The following is a 16,025-nucleotide window of genomic DNA, read 5'->3' on the forward strand; positions in this document are numbered from 1 at the left end:
CCTACGTGAGGAGATGGTCGGGCTGGTGGGATTTGAACCCACGGCCTCTGCGTCCCGAACGCAGCGCTCTACCAAGCTGAGCCACAGCCCGAAAAGAAATATACCTCTGCGGTATGGAGTTATTGTGCAGGGCTATTTCGTCTTTGTCACCTGATTTTGCAAACCGGGCTTTGGCGAAGCTCTGGCGTGCACTGTCCAGTCCGGAGCCAATCTTCAAAATTCTGTGTATCTCCCGCGCCGCTCCGATCGCGTATGTTTTTGCCCGGTAGCAAACCTCTATGAATTCCTAAGAATCGGCGCGGAGATCGCCTGCCAACTCGGCACGCCTACGGTGACGAACGTTTGGATTCCCGACGGATCGAAGGACATGCCTTTCGACCGCAAAAGCATCGCCGCATGGGTCATCGGCACATGCTCGACGATCAAGACGCTTCTTGCCGCCCTGCTCAAGCCATCGGACTTGTTGCGCAAGGCCGAAGAAGAGGGCCATTTCATAACGCGTCTCGCGCTCATGGAGGAAGCGAAGACCCCGCCTTTCGGGGCCGTCTGGCAGGAGTATTGCTCTCGTCACAATATTCCCGGTGACTCGTCGTGGATCGCGGAGGTCAAAAAGCACGAGGTCGCGATCCTCTCCAAGCGGAGCAGAATAATTTCTCCGAAGTGACGGGGATCAGCCGCCGGTGGCGAGGTCAGCCCTCGGCCGAGTTTTTCTTTTTGCGGCCGAAGAGCCGTTGGAAAAAGTTGGGCTTTTTCGTGACGCTGCCCTCGGAGTCCGCGGCGGGCTTGACCTTCGGTTGCGGAGCAGAGGCTGTGCCGCCCGGTTCTCCCGGTTCGCCGGGAGGTGCCGCAGCCAAAGCGGCAGGAATGGCGCGCCCGAAGTCCACGCTCGACACATAGCCGAAGCTTCCTTTGGCCGGAGCGAGGCTGGCGAGCTGCACCTCGTTGCCCTCTTCCATCTTGAAAATGTCGGACAGGATCTTCGAGGCGATCGGTGCGGCGACGCCGCCGCCCGAGGATCCGCCGTTGACCATCACGCACACTGCGTAGCGCGGGTTGTGATACGGGGCAAAGGTGATGAACCATGTGTGATTGTCCTTCGCCCCGCGCCGCCAGAACTGCGCCGTCCCGGTTTTGCCCGCGACCTCGTAATTTTTGATGCGTGCTCCCGGCGCGGTGCCACCCCCGCGATTGACCACGTCCCACATGCCGCGCCGGACAGCCTCGATACCTTCCGGAGTGAATCCGTTTTCCAGAAGGTTGGCGCGGATCTTCACGGGTTCTTCGCGGATGACTCTGCCGTCCCTCGCGACAACTCTCCGGACCAGGCGAGGGTAGTAGCTGGTGCCTCCGTTCGCCAATGTGGCAGCGACCATCGCCATCTGCAGCGGGGTGGCGAGCACGAATCCTTGGCCGATCGAAGTGTTGGCGGTCTGTCCGGTTGACCATTGCTCCTTGAGTTTCTGATTTTCGAGCCACTCGGGTCCGGGAAGAATGCCGGCGTATTCGCCCGAAAGCGGGAGACCGGTTTTCTGCCCCAGCCCGAGCAACCGTCCGGTGTCATCGATTGCATCGATTCCAGCAGCATTCCCGTAGAGGCAGAAAAATGCGTTGCACGATACGCGGAGGGCCGAGCCGACATCGATCGTCCCGTGCGACCCGCTGCACTTGAGCATGTGCGTGCCGTATTGGACGCCGCCGTTGCAGGTGAACGATTTGTCACCGATGTTCTTGCGGAAGCCTGCAAGCGCGGGAACCACTTTGTAGGTCGAACCGGGTGCGTAGGCGCTGGTGGCCCGGTTGAGCAGCGGATGCGTGGCGTCGGTGGCGAGTTGTTTCCAGTCTTCCGAAGCGATCGCCGGGATGAAGCTGTTCGGATCAAACGAAGGCACGCTGGCCATGGCGAGGATGTCGCCGCTGTGCACATCGACGACGATGGCGGCACCGCGGCCCACGGCGCGCAAAGCTTTCTCGGCGATGAACTGGATGCGTGCGTCGATCGTCAGCTCGATGTTGCATCCGGGGATCGGCGGCTCCACCGCAACCTCGCGTTCGATCACGCCCTTTGCGTTGCGCTGCAGAACGCGGGCGCCGGCCGTGCCTCTCAGTTCGTCGTCGAAAAGCGACTCGAGCTGCGTCTTTCCCTCGGCCTCCTGCTGGTAGAAGTCAAACTGCTCCGCTTCCTTCGCATCGACCTCCTCCGGCTCGCCGACGTAGCCGAGAAAATGCGCGCCGAGCGATCCGTAGGTGTAATGGCGGACCGGGCGCACGCTCACATCGATGCCGGGCAGAGCGAGGTCGTGTTCGGTAAACTTCGCCATAGTGTCGAAGTCGAGATCCTCTAGGTAAAGGAAAGGAATTTCCGAACTGCTGCGGTAATGAAGACGGAGCTGGTTGGCGTTGTAGTCGCGGGTGAGCCCGAGCTCGGCCAACTTCGGCATGATTGTCTCGTTCACGATCCGGACGATGTCCGGCTCGGACTTCTCTTTTTGCGCGCCGGCTGCAACCACGCGGTAGTTGTGCATGGGCACGTCGCCGAAGCGCCGACGGTATTCACGCACAATGTCCGGAAGATAAAACTCCACCGCCACACTGGCGCGATTTTGGGCGAGGGGCAGCCCGGTGCGATCGAGAATTTCACCCCGCACAGCCGGAAGCCTGACGCGAATCTGGGATGTTGCGCGCATGCGGTCGGCGTAATGGACGCCGCGGGCCATCTGCAGATACCAAAGTTTTCCCGCGAGCAAAACGAACGCGAGAAGCATTAGTGAGCCGATAAGCGCGATCCGGAACTCGTGCGTGCGGAACAAACTGGGCGCGCCGTTCGTGCGTGCAGTGATAATCATGGGAACTGTCGGATTCGCTGCTTCCAAAAGCACGGACGGCAAGGGCTCAAAATGTCGGGCAGCCCGCGCTGGAAACAGCCGGCCAATTTTAAGCGGCAGCGGCTCCGGGCCAATACCCTGCGGAGGGTATGCCGTTGATTGGCCTCAGCCCGCTTCGCCGGGGAGGCGGATGGCTGCCGTTTGGTTGAGCGTGTCCGCAGTCAGAACAGCCCCGGTCGAGGACATGTCGATAAGACGCACGCAGCCGGCGAACTTAGCTCCCGGTGGCGTCTTGCTCACGGCGGCACTGAACCACTTCTCGTCGATCATGTTGCCCGGCTTCCCGGGGAAGCACGCGAGGTAAAGAAGGTCGTGTTCCACAAGATCGTTGAAGAAATGGGTTCCGAGCGACACGTCAGGGACAAGACCGGCGTGCATGGCGACGATTTCGCAGACCGCACATGCAAGCGCGATGCGCCCCGAACGCACGGGAATGCCCAAGGCAGGCATGGCAGTTCCCCATCGTCCCGGGCCGATAAGCACAAGGTTCCGGGCTGGATCGTGTGCCTGGGTCAGGTTTTCGATCAGTCGCGCTACACCGTAACGATCCTGCTCGTGCAGTGCGGCATACGAGGCCGTGGGAACATAGATGATGTCATCGACGGGGATTTCGCGTCCCAAGCCGATTACCGCACCGCGCGCCAAGAGTATGGCGCGACCTGCCGGAGGCTTTGCAGCGGCCGTCAGGGGCAGAACGTGCTTTCGCACTTGGAATGTCCGGCACTGCAGGAGATTGATGGCATAATTCTCGGGATCGAGAAAATTGATGGTGAACTCGATGTCCACGGGCGCATCGTATTCGGCTTCGAGAGCGGAGAGCATCCGGCGGAAATCGGCGACGACGCCCGTGTTTTTGATGAGGCGGTTGAATGTCACCCACGGCTGTCCGCTGTCGAAATCGACGAAGTGGCGGACCGGGAAATCGCCGCAGAGCGGAACCAGATCCTCCACCGGCCGCGAAACCAAAGCGCGTGCGCCGAGATCGATCGCATCCATGCGTCGCTGGGAATGGTCCCGCTGCTCGTCGAGCGAAGTTTCCGGGCGGCGGAGCGGGGCGGAAAGACTCACCAGCCTCGTGTAGTCATCGTCGGCCCGGTCCACGGCGCGCGTTCCCAAGCCGAAGACCAAGCGCACGACGCCGGCTTCCGGATCGATGTCGGGATGCCACGACCATGGGTTGTAGGAAAGCCCGACTCCCGCCGCCTGCGGAAAAAAGAAGGATCCGCGTTGCCGCCCGGACACGCGCATGATCAGCAGGGCCATGCGCTCCTCGCTGGCAAGAAGATTGCGAGCTTTGCGGTAAAGGATGGCGTCCGGATCCAGCACGCTCGCATAAACCTCGCGCACCGCGTGGAGCAGAGCCTCCAAGCGTTCCTCGCGCGAACCTCGGTTCGCAAGGAACACGCTCTCGTATTTTCCGGAAAAGGCGTTGCCGCGCGCATCCTCGAGGATCGAGCTGGATCTCACGATACAGGGGCGCTCGCCGAAGTAGTCGAGCATGCCCTCGAATTGGAGCAACACATCGGGCGGGAAGACCCCCGTGAGGATCCGGCGACGCCCATCCTCGAGTTCTTCAGCCGTGCCTTGGCCGCTTTTTTGGCGTTCGCGTATCCACCAGACGCCGTTGCGCACGAGAAAGGTGACAAAGACCTCCGCGCCGACAAAAAACGAGTCGTGGACCTCGAGCCTCGCGGCGACATCGGGTTCGCGCTCGCGCAGGATGCTGCGCGAGACCAGCATTCCCAAAGCTTTGCCTCCGATCGAGCCGATGCCGATCATGCGCTGCCGGATAGATTGGAAGTCCTCGAGCCCGAGCCATTTTTCCACCAGTGCCGCGATGCCCGAGCGGTGCACGCGGAATGCGGCACGGACCTTGTGCAGGAGCGCGGCTTCCTCGGCGGGGGAACTGATGCCGGTTGCTCGGCCGGCAATGAGGCGGTCCATTTCCTGATACATACCGTCCCAGTAGCCGGAGCGCCTGTTGCGCATGAGCCGCGGCCAGCGGGTTTTCGAAAGGATGCGGGCGAGCACGGCGCTTTCCTCCACCGGGACAAACTCGCCGCCCTGCTGCTCCACATGAAGCGTGTCCATCACATCCTGCGAGCGATATTGGACCTTGATCGGGCGGATATAGAAGCCTCCGTCCTGCGTGAACACCTCGAGAAAGAATTGCGTGGTCCTGCGGATCGGCTCGATGGCATGGATCGAGTGCCGGTCGCGCTCGATGGCGAAGTAGGTGACGGTATGCAGGTCGAAAAGCCTCGGACACGTGAGGACGAAAAAATTGCCAAGCGCCTGGTCGGAGAACCATGCGTCGGCAAGGCTGCTCAGCGAGTCGAAAATGTAAACCGTGCCGGGGCCGCAGTCCTCAATGATGCGATGCACCTCGCGCACAAAGTGCTCAAAGCCGGGCGTCGGATCGATCTCATGCACGCGGATCGGATAAGTTCCGGGAAAAAGCGGGGCGTGGCGGGCAAACCGGAAGTAAACGACCCGCCGGCCTGCCTCGCGCGCGGCCTTTTCGTAGGGCTGGACCAACCGGGCATAGTCCTCGATGCAGTCCACGCCCCAGACAATGTTGTCACCGGGCCGGATGCCGTGGAGCACGGCGTCAAGTCCTGGCAGACCGGTGGTGGCAGCGGGAGGAGGGGAATCTCCGGAACCCGCGGTCATCTTTGGTCCGTTTCCGGTAGTTTTGCTAAACGACCCCTTGGTCGAGCATGGAGTCGGCAACTTTGGTAAAGCCGGCAATGTTCGCGCCCGCGACGTAATTGCCCTCGAGCCCGAACCGGCCGGCCGTCTCGACGCAGGCAGCATGGATGTTTTTCATGATCTCACGCAGCCGGCCATCCACTTCTTCGCGGCTCCATCGCAGGCGCATGGAGTTTTGGGACATTTCCAAACCGGAAGTGGCGACGCCCCCGGCGTTGGCAGCCTTGCCCGGACCGTAGAGGATTTTTGCCTTGAGAAATTGCTCCACGGCCGCCGGCGTTGAAGGCATGTTGGCGCCCTCGGAGACAACGGTGCAGCCGTTTTTCAGCAGGGTTTTGGCGTCTTCCTCGTCCAACTCGTTCTGCGTAGCCGACGGGAAAGCGCAGTCGCAGGGGATCGACCACGGGTTGCGGTCGGCCCGGAACTCCGCCCCGAACTTCTCGGCATATTCGCGGATGCGCCCGCGACGGACGTTTTTGAGGTGCATGACGAAGTCCAGCTTTTCGCGGTTGATGCCGTCTTTGTCATAGACCGTGCCGTGGGAGTCGGAGAGGCTCACGGGGACGGCGCCCAATTGGAGGAGCTTTTCCGCAGTGAATTGTGCGACATTGCCGGAACCGGATATCGCGCAGCGGAGTCCTTCCAGCGAGCGGTTTCGTGTGGCGAGCATTTCTTGGGCGAAATAGACCGCGCCGTAGCCGGTTGCCTCCGGGCGGATGAGCGAGCCGCCCCAATTCAAGCTTTTGCCGGTGAGCACACCGGTAAATTCGTTGCGCAGGCGTTTGTATTGGCCGAACAGGAATCCGATCTCTCGCGCACCGACGCCGATATCACCCGCCGGAACGTCGGTGTCGGCTCCTATGTGGCGAAAAAGTTCGCTCATGAAACTCTGGCAGAAACGCATGACTTCGGCATCCGACTTGCCTTTCGGGTCGAAATCGGAGCCGCCTTTTCCCCCGCCCATCGGAAGCGAGGTGAGGGAATTTTTGAACACTTGCTCGAATCCAAGGAATTTGAGGATGCCGATATTCACGCTCGGGTGGAAACGGAGTCCACCCTTGTAAGGTCCGATCGCGCTGCTGAACTGCACGCGGAAGCCGCGATTGACCTGCACACGGCCCTGGTCGTCGACCCACGGCACACGGAATATGATCTGTCGTTCCGGCTCAACGATGCGAAAAAGAATCCCGGCTTCCGCGTATTGCGGGCATTGCTCGAGCACGGGGCCCAGCGAGTCCAGCACCTCGTTGACCGCCTGCAGGAACTCGGGTTCACCCGCGTTCCGGTGCGCAACCACATCGAGCACTTCGTTTACCAACTTTGATGATTTCTTCATAAGTTTTGGAGTGATTTGCCCGGTTGCGAAGACTCGTATTCCACTCTTTTAAACGACCTTTCCGGCCTGGGCAAACTATTAGCCGGCCTAATAGTCTTCGGGCGCTCGGTCGCCCCATCAGCAGACCACTGGATTCAGCGCTTTCTGCGCTGCGAGTCCATGCTTTTTAGCAACTGACGCGCAACGTGTGCTTGGGCGGGGAGATTTCCGATCTGCTGCGCGATAGCCGACGCCTCAGGGCTCGCAAATTTCAGGCCGGAGGCATTGATCCGGCTGTGCTTGAAGCTCCCCGGTTCTTGGTTCTTGGTGTTGATGACGTGCGCGAGTTGGTAATGCCAGGGGGAAAGCGGCAGGCTCACGGAAGGTCCAACGGATTCGCCCGTGCCATTGTTCAAGATGAACCAATAAAGATTTTCCGGGTAATCCGACGAAAGGACTTTTTCCATCTCGTTCATCACCGCGTTCTGGTCGCCGTCGATGGCAACGAAGACTTGGTCGGGGTTCGATTTTGCCGCGCCCCAAGCAATCGCCAGGGTGCTGCCCATTCCGCCGGCATTTTCAAAGGTGTATTCCGTCAGGCGCAGACCCTGCATCGCGCGCGGATTGAACCCGTTTCCCACGATGTAGAAAGGATCGAGGTGCGTCATTTGTGCATGGATGTTGCAGAGCGCGTCCTCACGACTGATGAGCGGCTCTTTTTGAACATCGGCGAAAGGCTTTCCTTTTCGGGCCGTGATTGCCTCGTAACTTCCCGGGTCGAGGTAAGGGACGATATTGTCGGCGACGCGTTTCAAAGAATAATTTCTGGAGAACCCCGGCGGCGAAATGCGAAGGCACGAAAGATTTCCACGTTTCGCGTCCTCGATCGCTTCCCGCAAGTCGCGCAGCAGGCCGACTCCGCTCCTTTGGCCGAAAACATGCTCTTCGCCCAAGGTGTTGCGGTTGTCCGCATCGGTCACGTCGCCCACAAGGATGTGGGGTTCGCTGTCATCAAGCAGGGCATCGAACCCGCGCCAACTGGATATCACCAAACCGGGGACGCGATGGACCAGCATTACCGTGCGCAGATAATCCATGGCATTTGTGAATCCGCTGTTCTGCATGGACATGACGGTGAGTTTGCCTGTCGCCAACCAGCGCCCGACGGCGACCGCGGGAATGGATCGTTCGGACGGGACGACCCAGCGGTTCACTTTTCCCGCGCTAGCAAGGTCGGAGATGTATTGGTCCATGGTGGCGAAAACCGAGTCCGCCACGAGGCAGAACGTGTCCATCCCCGACGCGACGAACTCATCGACGATTTCCTTTTCCGTGGGGACGGTGGAGAGGAACTCCTCGGCCCACGAAGAAGCGAAAGGGCTGTGGCCGGCGACGGCGCGAGCCACGAGATTCTCCGCCTCCGATGCCGTGGTCTCCGGCGAAACGTAGCTGAGCAATCTCTCGTTGGTATCGTGCATTTTGCGAGCCATGTCGCGCGCGATGATCCGCGAGAAGGCCAAGGCGGCGGCCGGGGATGTTTTCCCCAGCGCGGTGTAAGCTTTCTTGGAAAGCCAGTGCACGGAAACATGGTCCTCCGCGTAAACGCTAGCGGATCGTCTGGGCACACCCGCCAGCGACATCTCCCCGACAAGCTCGCCGGGGCCGAGATAGCCGAGAACAATCGTGCGGCCGCCGGATTCCTGGGCCAACTCGACCCGTGCCGTTCCCCCGCGGATCAAATAACAGCCGTCGCCTTCGCCGCCTTGACGCATGATGCAAGCTCCAGCGGGAAATTCGCGAGGTTCGAGATGCGCCAACAGCTCCTGTCTTTCGGCGGGCAATAGTTGGCCCAGAACATCGGACGACGGCCGGTCGGCGTTTTGCTTGTCTTCGGGGCTTTGCATGACGCGGCGACTACAGTCCGGGTATTTTGCGCAGGGGCCTTTCAATACGCACGGCAAACGCGTTGTTTGTCAGTGCAAAGAGGACGTATTGGGAAACCAGACTGACCAGGGCGATCCACTGCGCCGGGGTGAGTGCATCTTGCCAGCGCCGCCAAACGCCGGCGCGGATCGTGCGATGCTCGACGAGTTCATCCGTGAGAAGAAGCAGCCCGCGCTCTTTCGGCGGGAAAACACGGCCGAACTTGCCGCTCCTCACCGCTGCAAGTTCGGCCGGCTGGACACCGAATTCGCGGGCGACCGGCACGTGGTGCTTCCAGACATACTCGCATCGGTAAAGAACAGCCATGCGCAGTATGATGAGCTCTTGCTCGCGGACCGTAAGCCCCATGTGCAGCTTGCAGCCCACCCAGTAATCGAGAAACGGGCCGAAAATTTCCCCGTTGTGCATGAGCGTTCCGAGAACGTTCTTGGGGAAAAGTTTTCCTTTGAGACCAGCACCGGGAATCCGGGCGAGTGCGTGCGCCCATGACTTTTTCATCTTCTCCATCGGCAAAGCCGCCAGTCTGGGGCTGCCCGCGCTGCGCTTGTGCTTTTTACGGGGCTTCGGGCGCATGTGCAGAGACGTCACGAGTGAGGAAAGGTTTATGATTTCAGGGCTGTGCGAGGTCAATGGCAATGTCGCCGCGGCCTCGCCAAATCGCGGCAAGTGCGTTACGTTTAAAAATATGAAGGTGTCGGCTGATGCCCCTTCAGGGGGGCGGCCTCATGTTTCGCGTTCGACGTTGCCCCGGGTGCTGAACATCTTGCTGTGGCTTGTTTTTTGCGGAATGTCTGGAACGGGTCTTCTGCTCGCCTTCCGCCTTCCGCCCGGGTCACGCGGCGGGGCCGGACTCGCAGCCATGGGGTGGGGACGTCACGACTGGGGCTGGCTGCACACATGGCTGTCATATGTCTTTCTGGTTCTGATCGTCTCGCACCTTGCGCTCCACTGGCGTTGGCTCTGGCAAGTGGCGGCCAGAAGGCATTCGTGGCCGCTGGTGGCCGGGTTCGGAACAGGACTCGCGATCATACTTTTTTTGGCGCTGCAGCCTGTGGCGAAACGCGGACCGCATCATGGTGGCCCCAAACATGAGGACGCGGCGCAGGTGCGCTAGTTAAGGACTGGCTGCGCTTCCAAGAGGCAGCTTCAGCGGTTCCACTTGCTGCATGAGAACGCCGGGTCGATGATGCCAGTTGCTATGGCCCGCCCCCGCCAGAAACCCGGCAGCCTCCTTCGTTCGTCCATGGTGAAACTTCTCAGGGAGGCGCGGCGGGCCGTGGAGACTTTTGACGATGACCCTTGCGGCAAAGCACATTTGATCCGCACGCGGGTGAAACGTCTGCAATCCCTTTCGCGATTGGTGCCTCATGCCTCTTTGTGGCGCGAAGATTTCCTGCGTCCGTGCGGCGAACTCAAAGACATTTTTGCGCCGACACGAGACGCAACGATTGTCGGTGCTTTGGCGGAAAAATACGCGCCCGGCAGAGGTTCGCAGCTGCTCAAGCCACCCAAACCCGACCTTAAGGCGGCGGCAAACCGAGTGCTGGCGGCACTCCTGGAGATTGGGCGCTTTTCAGGATGGCAAGCCGCGGATTGGGAAGGCATCGCCGATCGCGCAACGGGAACCTACCGCGCGGCGCGCAACGCATGGAAGCAGGCACGGCGGAAGAACGCGTCTGACACCGCATTCCACGAATGGCGACGAAGGCTGAAGCGCCTGCTATACCAGTGCGAATATCTCGGCGGACGGGCAAGGCTCGCGCGATTCACCGCTCGTGTTGACCGACTGGGCGAAATCCTCGGAGAAATTCAAGATGTCTGCCTCGCCGAAAGTTGGCTGCAAGACCAAGGCCTGCACGTTCCCGCGGACCTTGCCCGCAGCAAAGAGGTCTTGAGGCATGATGCAGTGCGCAGGGGAAAATCGCTTCTTGTGCACAAGCCCAAAGATTTTCGCAGAATGCTCAAGTAGGGCGGCGCCGGGAATGGGGGCCGGACCGGCTACTTGAGACCGAGAACATCCTGCATGTCGTAGAGGCCCGGCGGCTGGTTAGACGCCCACTTTGCGGCGCGCAGTGCCCCGCGGGCAAACGTATCGCGGCTCGAAGCTTTGTGCACGAGTTCCAGTCTTTCGCCGGGTGCCGCAAAAATGACCGTGTGATCTCCGACGACATCACCTCCGCGCAGGGCATGCACCCCGATTTCGGAGTCTGTGCGCTCACCGACGATTCCGGCGCGGCCATGCCGCGCCGCTTCCGCGTAGTCGAGATCGCGAACCCCGGCCAGAATTTCCGCGAGGCGGCGCGCAGTGCCTGACGGAGCATCTTTTTTGAGGCGATGATGCATTTCCACAACTTCCAAGTCGAAGCCGGGCCCGAGAATTTCCGCGGCTTTGCGCGTGAGCCAGAACAAAGCATTCACACCCACACTGTAGTTGGGCGAGAAAACCAGCGGGATTTGTTTCGCCGCGAGCTGAATTTGTTCGCGATCCTTCTGCTCGTGACCCGTGGTCCCGATAACGAGGGTCTTGCCCGCGGCCGCACAATCGCGCGCCACCTGCGGGGTTACATGCGTGGCGGAGAAGTCGATGACCGCATCACAAACGCGCAACGCGTCGGCGAAGTCATCGCCAGCATCGACTTCCGCTACCACATTCAGGGCAGGGTCTTCTTCAGCGCAGCAGATCAGCGCCCGGCCCATCCGGCCTTTGGATCCATAAATGCAGAGACGCAGAGGCGGCTTCATGAAAGCAGACCGAGATCTTCGAGAGTCTTCCGGACGATCGCTTGGTTGTCGGCGGACATTTCCACGAGCGGAAGCCGCAATGCGGGTGAGAAGCCGGATGTCAGCGAGAGCGCATACTTGACCGGCGAGGGATTGCTCTCGATGAAAAGGTTTTTGAACAACGGGTAAAGCCGCCGGTGGATTGCCGCGGCCTGGTGCATCTGGCCCGCACGCGCGGCACGGACAAGATCGGCAACGGGGGCCGGGACAAGATTCGAGGCGACACTCACCACTCCGACTGCGCCGACCGACATGAATGGCAATGTCAGCGAATCGTCGCCGGACAGGATTTCGAACGCGTCCGGGAGAGATTGCCGCAACTGGCTTACCCTCTCAACCGAGCCGCCAGCTTCTTTGATTGCCACGATGTTCGGACATTCTTCCGCCAAGCGGGCAACCACGGGAACTCCGATCTCGATGCCGCAGCGTCCGGGAATACTGTAGAGGACAAGGGGAAGCTTGGTAGCGCCGGCGACGGCCCTGAAATGTCGGTAAAGCCCCTCCGGCGAGGGCTTGTTGTAGTAGGGTGCAACGACCAGGACGGCATCCGCTCCGGCTTGCTCCGCATCGCGGGTAAGGCTGACTGCCTCGTCAGTCGAGTTGGACCCCGTGCCGGCAATCACTTTGACGCGGCCACTCGCGGTCGCGACCGCAGCTTTGACGACGTCGCGGTGTTCCTCGTGGGATAGCGTGGGCGATTCGCCCGTGGTGCCGACAGGCACAACTCCATCCACGCCCCCCGCGATCTGGGCCTCGATCAACTCACCAAAGGACTCGTAATCGACCGAGCCGTCGCGGAACGGCGTGACGAGGGCTGTGTGGGTTCCTGCAAACATCGGATCAGTGAACTAGACGGCGATGTCGCCTTCAAAGACAAAATCGGCCGGACCCGTCAAAACCACGTCGGAGAAGCCATCGGCGTTGCGCCGGAAAGCAACCACAAGCGTGTCGCCACCCCTGACCCGGACGCGAATCGGGGATTCGGCTCCGGCAAGCACGGCAACCGTGAGGGCGCTGGCCACCACGCCGGTTCCACAGGCGAGCGTTTCATCCTCGACCCCGCGCTCGTAAGTGCGGATGGCCAGATCCTGGGGCCCGAGCTGGCGAACGAAATTGGCATTGGTGCCGCGCGGCTGGAAGTGGTGGTGATGGCGGAGGGCGGGACCGAGCTTTTTCAAGTCCACATCCTCGATGTCGTCCACCAAAACAACCGCGTGCGGAACTCCCGTGTTGATGGAATAAACAACCAGCTTTTCCCCCGCGGCATCGAGTTCGACGCCCTCGGCAAGCGGGCCGGGCGCGCTCATCGCAAGCGATACACTGTCGCCGGCAAGATCGGCTGAAATAAGGCCTGCGGGCGTTTCGAAGCTCACAGTGTTGGCGGCGGACTGGGCAATGCGGTGTGCGAATCTGGCGAAACAGCGCGCTCCGTTGCCGCACATTTCCACCTCAGCACCGTCGGCATTGTAGTAGCGCATCCGCCAGTCGGCATTGCCTTCCGCCGGCTCAACCATCAGAAGGCCGTCGGCCCCGATGCCGCGGTGGCGATCGCAAAGACGTGCGATCTGACTGTCGGTGAGGACAATCCGGCGATCCCGGTTGTCGAGCATGACGAAGTCATTGCCCGCACCATTCATTTTCGTGAAATGCAATTTTGTCACCGCTTTTTCTCCCAAGCGGCGGCAGCGGTGTCAACCGCGCGGACGGAGAAGCGGAAGGAAAACGATCCGGTCAACCCCTCGCTTCCCAAGCTCTGTGCTGCAACGCCGCGGCAGCGGCGTTGATCTCTGCCTGCTTCTTACTCTGGCCGCAACCGCGGCCGAGTTCCCGCCCTTCCCACATGACGCGGCAAACGAACTCTTTTTGGTGGTCCGGACCGGTCTCGGAAACAACCTCGTAGGCGGGGCTGACGGGCGAAATCGCCTGGATAATCTCCTGCAATTCGCCCTTGGGATTGTGCTCGGCAGGTTCGCGGGCGAGGGCACCAAGCTCGGTCGATGCAACCTTGAGAACGAAACGCCGGGCGGTTTCCAAATCGCTGTCCAAATAGATGGCCCCAACCAGCGCCTCGAACGCGTCCGCCAAGGTGGACGCACGCTCGCGGCCTTTGCTTGCTTCCTCGCCACGGCCGAGCATGAGGTAGTCGCCGAGCCGGAGTGCGAGCGCATGCTTTTTGAGGCCTTCGCGTGAGACGATTCGCGAGCGAAGTTTTGTCAGCTGCCCCTCACTGAACGCAGGAAAAAGGCGGTAGAGGTGGTGCGTGATGATCAGCTGCAGCACGGCATCGCCGAGAAATTCAAGCCGCTGGTTGTCGAAGTGGAATGTTTTGCGCTCGAAAGACAGACTGGGGTGGGTGAGTGCTTCCGCAAGCAGCAATGAGTTGCGGAACTTGTATCCCATGCGCTGTTCCAGCGGATTCATCTGCCGCGCGAAGTTCGCGTCTGCGGCGCCGTGCGTGTCCATGGCTCAACGGAGTCCGCCAAGCAGGAGCTCGGCATTGGTTTTCGTGCGCTGCAGGTTCCGCACCAAGGTTTCCATGGCCTCGACAGCAGGCAACTCGTTGAGTTGCTTGCGCAAGACGACGACACGCGACAATTCGTCGGGGTGGTAAAGGTTTTCCTCGCGGCGCGTGGCGGACTTGGTCACGTGAATGGCGGGGAATATCCGTTGGTCGGCGATCGTGCGGTCGAGATGGATTTCCATGTTTCCGGTGCCCTTGAACTCCTCGAAAATCAGGTCGTCCATCCGGCTCTGGGTTTCGATAAGGGCCGTTGCGACGATGGTGAGGCTTCCTCCCTCCTCGGTGTTGCGTGCCGCGCCGAAGAACTTTTTGGGCTTCATCAATGCCTTGGTATCCACGCCTCCCGACATGATCCGCCCTTTGCCGGGCTGGAGGTTGTTGAATCCGCGAGCCAGACGGGTGATGCTGTCGAGAAGGATCACGACATCGCGCCGCTGTTCGACAAGCCGCTTGGCCCGTTCGATGACAAACTCGGCCAATTGGGTGTGCCTCTGCGGCGACTCGTCGAAGGTGGAACTGTAGATGTCCGCGTCAATCGACCGGCGGAGATCCGTCACTTCCTCGGGGCGCTCATCGACCAGCAAAAGTATCAAGCGCACGTCGGGCGACGTCGCCCGGATTGCCTGCGCCATGTCCTTCATGAGAATGGTTTTGCCTGTGCGCGGGGGGGCGACGATGAGCGCGCGCTGACCCTTCCCGAGCGGCGCGATAAGATCGACTGCGCGCGTGGTGAGGGCCGGGTCTTTGACGGGTTCCAGCAGGATGCGTTCCTGCGGAAAAAGGGGAGTAAGTTTGTCAAAAGGAATGGGCGGCTTCCATTCGGCAAGCGGCACTCTTTCGATGTCGGTGATTGCCGCCAAGCCGCAGTAGCGGTCGCGATCTCCCGGTGTGCGCAAGACCCCGGAAATCTCCAGTCCGGTCTGCAGTCCGTGGTCTCGCACAAGTCCTATTGATACGAAGACGTCGTCCGGGCCGGCAGCGAAATTGTAACGAGGCCAGCGCAACATGGCATGGTCGCCGACATCCTCGATCATGCCGCGGCACGAAATGCTCGCGCCGCCAGCCAGGTAAAAGCGGCAAAGGTCGAAAACCAGGTGTCTCTTGGTGCCGTCTGGGCGCACGCGCATCGAGTATCTTGCCAGCAACTCGGCCAGCTGCGCGTGGGACAGCGCTTGTAGCAAGTCCAAGTCCAGTGCGGCACCGGCCACTTGGCTGGCGTCCGACGGAAGGCAGGCCAGAGACTGGTTCGGTTGCGTGGTGGCGGTCGCGCTTTTCATCGTTGTGGCAGACCCAGACGAAGGGCCAAGAGCGCCGCCTGATGCTCGAGCCGAGGATGGCAACCATCGTTCCAAACCACGACCGTGGCGAGGGCCAGTTTATCCGCCAAAGGCCATTGGCTCGCGATCATGGCCTGCGCCTGCTCACGGGTAAGACCCCGCCCGGAAAGCCGCTCGAGTTGGACCGAGGGTGATGCACCGACAACAACGGAAGCATCGAAACATTCCTGCGCCCCGACTTCGAAGAGCAGGGGGATGTCAGCAAGAAAGTCGCGTCCTTCGGCCAGGCATTCGGACCGCAGTTGCTGCCAGCGGCGATGCACTCGGGGATGAATGATTGTTTCGAGGCGTTTTCGAGCCTCGACGTCGGCGAATACTCTGCTGCGCAGGGCATGCCGATCGATTGTTCCGTCCGGCGCCAGGGCACGATCGCCGAATGCCGCGCGAATTTCTGAAATGACGGATTGATTCAACGAAAGCAATTCATGAACAAAGGCGTCGGCGTCGAAGCACACGAAGGGCTGAATAGCCGCAAGAGCGTGCGAAAAAGCGGACTTGCCCGATGCAATTCCTCCCGTGACCGCGAGAATCAT

The 16,025-nt window shown here is 60.8% G+C and carries 14 protein-coding genes and 1 tRNA gene; 3 read left to right on the forward strand and 12 right to left on the reverse strand.

The window, feature by feature from the left end:
• Positions 1–14: 14 nt before the first annotated feature.
• Positions 15–91, reverse strand: a tRNA-Pro gene (locus FGM15_07295).
• Between the two features lie 240 nt (positions 92–331).
• On the opposite strand from FGM15_07295, the gene FGM15_07300 reads away from it, so the two are divergent.
• Entirely contained in the window at positions 332–664 is a 333-nt protein-coding gene (locus FGM15_07300) for a hypothetical protein (GenBank protein ID MBU3665664.1), read from the forward strand.
• Between the two features lie 25 nt (positions 665–689).
• On the opposite strand, the gene mrdA is transcribed toward FGM15_07300, so the two are convergent.
• The 5 genes from mrdA to FGM15_07325 form a co-directional block, all read right to left on the reverse strand.
• A complete protein-coding gene (gene mrdA / locus FGM15_07305) occupies positions 690–2,843 on the reverse strand; it encodes a penicillin-binding protein 2 (GenBank protein ID MBU3665665.1) in 2,154 nt (717 codons plus the stop codon).
• A 144-nt stretch (positions 2,844–2,987) separates the two neighbouring features.
• Entirely contained in the window at positions 2,988–5,555 is a 2,568-nt protein-coding gene (locus FGM15_07310) for a pyruvate, phosphate dikinase (GenBank protein ID MBU3665666.1), read from the reverse strand.
• A gap of 25 nt (positions 5,556–5,580) precedes the next feature.
• A complete protein-coding gene (locus FGM15_07315) occupies positions 5,581–6,930 on the reverse strand; it encodes an NADP-specific glutamate dehydrogenase (protein ID MBU3665667.1) in 1,350 nt (449 codons plus the stop codon).
• Positions 6,931–7,064: 134 nt separating this feature from the next.
• Positions 7,065–8,813, reverse strand: a complete 1,749-nt coding sequence (locus tag FGM15_07320) for a cyclic nucleotide-binding domain-containing protein (protein ID MBU3665668.1) — start codon at positions 8,811–8,813, stop codon at positions 7,065–7,067.
• A gap of 10 nt (positions 8,814–8,823) precedes the next feature.
• Positions 8,824–9,426, reverse strand: a complete 603-nt coding sequence (locus FGM15_07325; protein ID MBU3665669.1) for a carboxymuconolactone decarboxylase family protein — start codon at positions 9,424–9,426, stop codon at positions 8,824–8,826.
• Between FGM15_07325 and FGM15_07330 the strand changes: the two genes are divergently transcribed.
• Both FGM15_07330 and FGM15_07335 read left to right on the forward strand, forming a co-directional pair.
• Positions 9,260–9,967 (forward strand): DUF4405 domain-containing protein, encoded by a 708-nt coding sequence (locus tag FGM15_07330; protein MBU3665670.1) that lies wholly within the window; start codon positions 9,260–9,262, stop codon positions 9,965–9,967. The two genes, FGM15_07325 and FGM15_07330, sit on opposite strands and share 167 nt — an antisense overlap.
• A 69-nt stretch (positions 9,968–10,036) precedes the next feature.
• Complete coding sequence (locus FGM15_07335; protein ID MBU3665671.1) at positions 10,037–10,822, forward strand: CHAD domain-containing protein; 786 nt, start codon at positions 10,037–10,039, stop codon at positions 10,820–10,822.
• Positions 10,823–10,851: 29 nt separating this feature from the next.
• Here the strand turns inward: FGM15_07335 and FGM15_07340 are convergent, their stop codons facing one another.
• From FGM15_07340 to FGM15_07365, 6 genes are all read right to left on the reverse strand, one after another.
• Positions 10,852–11,583, reverse strand: coding sequence for a 4-hydroxy-tetrahydrodipicolinate reductase (locus tag FGM15_07340; GenBank protein MBU3665672.1), 732 nt, complete (start codon positions 11,581–11,583; stop codon positions 10,852–10,854).
• Between the two features lie 8 nt (positions 11,584–11,591).
• Complete coding sequence (locus FGM15_07345) at positions 11,592–12,470, reverse strand: 4-hydroxy-tetrahydrodipicolinate synthase (protein ID MBU3665673.1); 879 nt, start codon at positions 12,468–12,470, stop codon at positions 11,592–11,594.
• 12 nt (positions 12,471–12,482) lie between these two features.
• Positions 12,483–13,271 (reverse strand): diaminopimelate epimerase, encoded by a 789-nt coding sequence (locus FGM15_07350; protein MBU3665674.1) that lies wholly within the window; start codon positions 13,269–13,271, stop codon positions 12,483–12,485.
• 94 nt (positions 13,272–13,365) lie between these two features.
• The gene (gene rnc / locus FGM15_07355) at positions 13,366–14,055 is read right to left on the reverse strand and encodes a ribonuclease III (protein MBU3665675.1); all 690 of its coding nucleotides are present in this window, start codon (positions 14,053–14,055) and stop codon (positions 13,366–13,368) included.
• 45 nt (positions 14,056–14,100) lie between these two features.
• Entirely contained in the window at positions 14,101–15,432 is a 1,332-nt protein-coding gene (gene rho, locus FGM15_07360) for a transcription termination factor Rho (GenBank protein ID MBU3665676.1), read from the reverse strand.
• A complete protein-coding gene (locus FGM15_07365; protein MBU3665677.1) occupies positions 15,429–16,025 on the reverse strand; it encodes a dephospho-CoA kinase in 597 nt (198 codons plus the stop codon). Before FGM15_07365 ends, rho begins: the two co-directional genes overlap by 4 nt.

Source organism: Chthoniobacterales bacterium, assembly GCA_018883245.1.
In the GTDB taxonomy this organism is placed as follows: domain Bacteria; phylum Verrucomicrobiota; class Verrucomicrobiia; order Chthoniobacterales; family JACTMZ01; genus JACTMZ01.